The 4,611-nt window shown below is 35.7% G+C and carries 7 protein-coding genes; all 7 read left to right on the top strand.

Going from position 1 to position 4,611, the window contains the following annotated elements; translation table 11 throughout:
* The first annotated feature begins 158 nt into the window (after positions 1-158).
* Entirely contained in the window at positions 159-371 is a 213-nt protein-coding gene (locus D7V32_RS16730; protein WP_120403902.1) for a hypothetical protein, read from the top strand.
* A gap of 4 nt (positions 372-375) precedes the next feature.
* Positions 376-642: a hypothetical protein gene (locus D7V32_RS16725; protein ID WP_120403901.1), complete on the top strand. Its 267-nt coding sequence runs from the start codon at positions 376-378 to the stop codon at positions 640-642.
* 147 nt (positions 643-789) lie between these two features.
* Entirely contained in the window at positions 790-2,235 is a 1,446-nt protein-coding gene (locus tag D7V32_RS16720) for a hypothetical protein (protein WP_120403900.1), read from the top strand.
* Positions 2,228-2,512, top strand: a complete 285-nt coding sequence (locus tag D7V32_RS16715; RefSeq protein WP_120403899.1) for a DUF2523 family protein — start codon at positions 2,228-2,230, stop codon at positions 2,510-2,512. The genes D7V32_RS16720 and D7V32_RS16715 overlap by 8 nt, the downstream gene beginning before the upstream one ends.
* Positions 2,509-3,780 (top strand): zonular occludens toxin domain-containing protein, encoded by a 1,272-nt coding sequence (locus D7V32_RS16710; protein WP_120403898.1) that lies wholly within the window; start codon positions 2,509-2,511, stop codon positions 3,778-3,780. Before D7V32_RS16715 ends, D7V32_RS16710 begins: the two co-directional genes overlap by 4 nt.
* Positions 3,781-4,123: 343 nt before the next feature.
* Positions 4,124-4,327, top strand: coding sequence for a hypothetical protein (locus D7V32_RS16705; protein WP_120403897.1), 204 nt, complete (start codon positions 4,124-4,126; stop codon positions 4,325-4,327).
* Positions 4,328-4,342: 15 nt separating this feature from the next.
* Positions 4,343-4,513, top strand: a complete 171-nt coding sequence (locus tag D7V32_RS17415; protein ID WP_171407696.1) for a hypothetical protein — start codon at positions 4,343-4,345, stop codon at positions 4,511-4,513.
* Positions 4,514-4,611: the final 98 nt, after the last annotated feature.

Genomic DNA, 4,611 nt, shown 5'->3' with positions numbered 1-4,611 from the left:
ATATGTAAATAAATCAATAGGTTAGGTAAAAATATGATTAAAACAATAACAGCATTTAACGGTGATAATCAAGTCGAATGCTCTAAATGCTATTCATATTTTCATCGTCAGTATTTAACTTTTCACATGACTAAATGTGAAGGTTAAAGGGGGGCAACATGGTAGTAGGTGATTGTTCAGTTATCACTGTGATAGAGGGCGTTAACTACTGCTTAGTTGTAATACGTGAGCAGTCTTGGCTCGATGAAATTAACAAAATGTCTTTTGCACAATTGTCGGCTTTATTGAGCTTTGCTGCTCTTGTTTGGTATGTAGCGTCATCAATTCGCACAATGCTGCATGTCCTAGGTGCAGATAATTCAAAGGAGTAAGGCTATGCCTGAACATGAAAATAAGCAGTCTACTGGCTTTAAGAAAACAGTAGAGAATTTGGGGAAAACTTTGGTTGCTGTCGGTGTAACAACTGGCACTATGGCTTTAGCTCATGCTGAAGAAGCCAGCTCAGGTATTTCAATTGATTTAACGACTGGTGCTGTTGCTACTGTTACTGTTGTTGCTGGTTTGATGGCTGCGGGTTCTCTAAAGGCGCTACCAACATACGCCGCATGGGGCATTCGCAAAGCGTTGTCTATGCTTCGTTAATGGCATAAATAAAAAAGGCGTCGAGGAGCGCACACCGCGTACCGCAGACGCCTTTTTTTACATCTGAATAAAGAAGAAAAAACGATGATGGTAGCTATCTTTCTTATTGTGTTGGGCGGACTTTGGATTATCTTTTCGGGGGATTAAATGTCTAGATATCTATTATATTTATACATTATTTTAGGTCTTGCTTTGATTATTTCAACAAAATCTGAAGCAGCTAATGATTTAGAAAAATGGAACTCTGAAAAAGGCCGTGTAGCACGTACTGCAATGAAAGAAAAACTTGCTACGACTACATATAGAGAAATGCCAAACCATGTTGATTCTTCTTATCGATCTACTGCAAACGGTGGCAAGGTTTTACGCCAATTAGAAACAAGTGCAGAAATAAAAGGCAGCCGTGTTGGTGCAACGATTGACGCTTTAAAAGAGGTTGATAAATATGCTGCTGCTAAAAAATGGGCTAAAGAATTAGGCAAAGGTGGCGTTCGTTTTACTGCTGGAGCTGTTCTTATTGAAGCTGCTATGCAGGCTATGCTTGATTCAGTAGGTTGGGTTATCGATGAAGGCGGGAAAGTAACTAAAAATCCTGATGCTGAATCCGATTCTGATGTTGTTTCTCCATCTGATCAATATTGTTTTTCGACTGATGGTGGTGGCTGTAGAACAAAAACTGCTCTTATTAAGTACGTGCTTTCTTATAACTGGCCGGGTTGGATTTATCAGTCACATACTTGTCCGTCTGGTGATGATGTTTATTGTGTTGCAACAATTTCACATTCAGGTGCACCTACTAGAGAAACAGGTGTTCGTGTTATTAAAAAATCTAATCCTAATTATGATCCTGCTCATAAACCTGAATCTGATCCAGTTCCAGAAGCAGAAATGATTGAAAAAATCAGAGATTATTTTGAAAACCCTCAATCACCAGCTTCAAAAGATTTATTGATTGAACAAGCAGAAAAGCCAAAAGGTAAAGCTTCAATCATGTGGTCGGATGATCCATCCAGTGAACAAACTATTTATTCAGATAATAAAAAAACGACAGAGAAAGTGTTGAGTTCTGATGACCCAGTTGGTGATGGTTTAACAAAAAAGACGCCTACAATTATTGATGGCACTACAGTCAATTCTGAAACGACTACAAATACAGAAACGAATACTAATGTTAACGAAAATACTGTTATTAATCCTGATGGATCTACAACGACTACAGGCACAAATGTTAGTAATACAACAAATATAACGAATAATACTTTTGAATTGCCTGCTGCTTGTGATTATTTCGCAAAACTCTGTGATTGGCTTGATTGGACTAAGGAAGAACCTGAGCTTACTGATGAAAATCTGCAAGTAGAAGAACAAGATATAACAGATTATAAATATGAAGATCATGTTCAATTCGGTTCATCATGTCCTTTTCAAGAGGAAATTAAAGATTTAAATATGGGCGTTGGTACGATCCGCGTTAAATACAATTTGGATTTTTTCTGCACTTTTGGACATTCAGCTAAAAGTACGATTGTCGCTCTTGGTCATCTTGGTGCTCTGATTTTTCTTATGTTTGGGATAAGGAGTGGCAATGGGTAAAATTTTCGCAATTGTTGGTGAATGGCTGCTTAGAAATGGAGTCAAAAAAGTCCTGACTGGTGCTGGTCTTGGTGTCTTTTCATATTTAGCGGTTGTAACTGCTATTCGATCTGCTTTTGATTCTCTTATAGGTGAACTTGATTCACTGCCTCGTGATGTTTTACAGCTCATGGGGATATATGGCATCGACTTTGTAATCAGTGCTTTCGTCTCTGTAGCCGTTTTTCTTCTTACTTTAAATAATGGCAAACTTATAATTAAACAGGTGTCAAAATGAGTAAATCAGTTGGTGGTATTTTTCGTTTAACTTCTGGTTCAATTGGCGCTGGAAAGTCTTATATCAATGTAAAAAATGCAGATGATGAGCATAAAAAAGGCCGTTATAAAAAGATCTATTCGAATATTCGTGCTCATGCTGAATTAACGGATTATGTAACTCAGTTGCCGGATGATTGGCGTGAATGTGAAGAATACAGCCTTATTATTATTGATGAGGTCCAATTTAATGAGAAGTTTTCTAGGCATTTTTCTAGCAGACGTGATCAGGAAATTGTGGACGTTACAATGATTCGTCATAAGCATTGTGATTTGTGGCTGATTACGCCAAATACCAAGTTGCTGAACCCTGATATTCGCGTACTCGTCAATGAACATTGGGTGCTTGAGATTAATGGATCAAAAACGGCTAAAGCATATAAATTTCATGAAGCACAGACCAGTGTAACGAAAAGCAGTAAACAAAAGGCTTTTGATGAGGAAACTTTTGAGATTAAAGAACCTTATCAGTCAATGTATAAATCTACTGAGGATGGTGAAGCTTCAGGTCGTGCACATCACTTCAATGTCAAGCTTGCAGGGTTTATTCTCGGTATGATTGTTATTTGTCTATGTATTGCATTTTTGGCTATGTATTTGATCAATAAGTCGAGTAATGACGTAAATAAATTAGATCAGCATGAAAAGCAAGCTGCTGCTGTACAAGTAGAAAAAAACCAATCTAAATTGGATCAAGTCGGCATTTCAAATCCTGATATTGAATGCAGGAAAGGCATTAATGTAGAAAAGCCTGAATGTGTAGAATACTTTAACAATTTGACTAAAAATAATGCTTCAGTTGGCGAATCTAAACCCTCAGATTTTGATTATGATCCGAGCAAACCGTATGAGCTTGAGTCTATTCAAAGTTCAGTTAAATACGAAGTTACGGCCAAACCAGTTTTTTCGGGCTGTATGAAGCGAAACGGACACTATTATGCATATACACAGCAAGGCACACTTCTAAATGTATCTCAACGTGATTGCCGTGATTTAATTGAAAATAACGACAGGCCATTTAATTATTTTGCTAAGGATGTACCTGTTCAGCAGCCGCCAGTTGAAAATACTTCTGACGGATCTGCTGCTTATAAGCAAGCTCTAATTGATAATTTGGCTAAAATTGAAGCTGAAAAACAACTAAATGCACAAAATGCGCAGCTTAAAGTTGAACATTTAGATTTGAATCATGTCCAGACTAAATATTTAGATTCTGCTGAACGTTTTTGATTTTTGAGGTATTTTTATGGGCTATTCGGAATAAGGTGTGGAATCTACGACTTTTCAATATTAAATTTTGACTTGAGATCATTTATTTTTGTTAACTAGCGAAGTCTGTTAACTAAAATATATGATCAGGCTCCGCAGGATTTGTAATCTTTTTAATAATTTTAATTTTCGTCACAAATATATTTGATGTGCCTATGCTTTTGCGTAATTTGAATTTTTAAAGATAAGTCATATTTTAGTAAATTAGTTAAATATCAATATCATATCTTTGATATGTTATTGTTATTTAATCTGATTTACGTTAATAAATATGTCTTAGCTCTTAAAAATATAGGATCTGCTTATGAAAGATGTTATCCCTGAAAAAACACCAAAAAATGCAAAAATAGAACGCTATACAAATGAAATAGATGTGAAGAAGGATTCTTTTGTAACTCCTCGATTTATTAAATTTTTACTTCGTCAAGATGCGTTTTTATGGGGTTGTGCAATCGGTGCAATTATTGCAATTTATAGAAATTTTGATCGAATTTTGAGTTGGTTTTAATCCCTGGATATATTTATGTTAAGAACTGAGAATGGCCTATTTTTTTGCCAATTATGTGATTCAGTTGCGAAAGAATTAAATTTAATTGTTGTTTGCGGAAAGTCTGTTTTTATATGTAATGATTGCTTAATGAAACGCCGAGATGAACAAAAAGAAGCTGGAATTTTTATAGATGAACCAGCATAAAATTTTAACCTGATACCTGAGATAGTAATGAAATATCTTTTTGCATACCCATTAGTCTTGCTTTTTTTTGTTACGTGCATTTATATTTTGGAAAAGAT

Source organism: Acinetobacter tianfuensis (assembly GCF_003611465.1).
GTDB lineage: Bacteria > Pseudomonadota > Gammaproteobacteria > Pseudomonadales > Moraxellaceae > Acinetobacter > Acinetobacter tianfuensis.
This window is presented reverse-complemented; position numbering and strand designations above follow the sequence as displayed.

What these genes read in the sequence shown, in the direction of transcription:
- D7V32_RS16705 (WP_120403897.1), top strand. Translation starts at nt 4,124, where the DNA reads ATGAAAGATGTTATCCCTGAAAAAACACCAAAAAATGCAAAAATAGAA.
- D7V32_RS17415 (WP_171407696.1), top strand. Translation starts at nt 4,343, where the DNA reads ATGTTAAGAACTGAGAATGGCCTATTTTTTTGCCAATTATGTGATTCA.
- D7V32_RS16730 (WP_120403902.1), top strand. Translation starts at nt 159, where the DNA reads ATGGTAGTAGGTGATTGTTCAGTTATCACTGTGATAGAGGGCGTTAAC.
- D7V32_RS16725 (WP_120403901.1), top strand. Translation starts at nt 376, where the DNA reads ATGCCTGAACATGAAAATAAGCAGTCTACTGGCTTTAAGAAAACAGTA.
- D7V32_RS16720 (WP_120403900.1), top strand. Translation starts at nt 790, where the DNA reads ATGTCTAGATATCTATTATATTTATACATTATTTTAGGTCTTGCTTTG.
- D7V32_RS16715 (WP_120403899.1), top strand. Translation starts at nt 2,228, where the DNA reads ATGGGTAAAATTTTCGCAATTGTTGGTGAATGGCTGCTTAGAAATGGA.
- D7V32_RS16710 (WP_120403898.1), top strand. Translation starts at nt 2,509, where the DNA reads ATGAGTAAATCAGTTGGTGGTATTTTTCGTTTAACTTCTGGTTCAATT.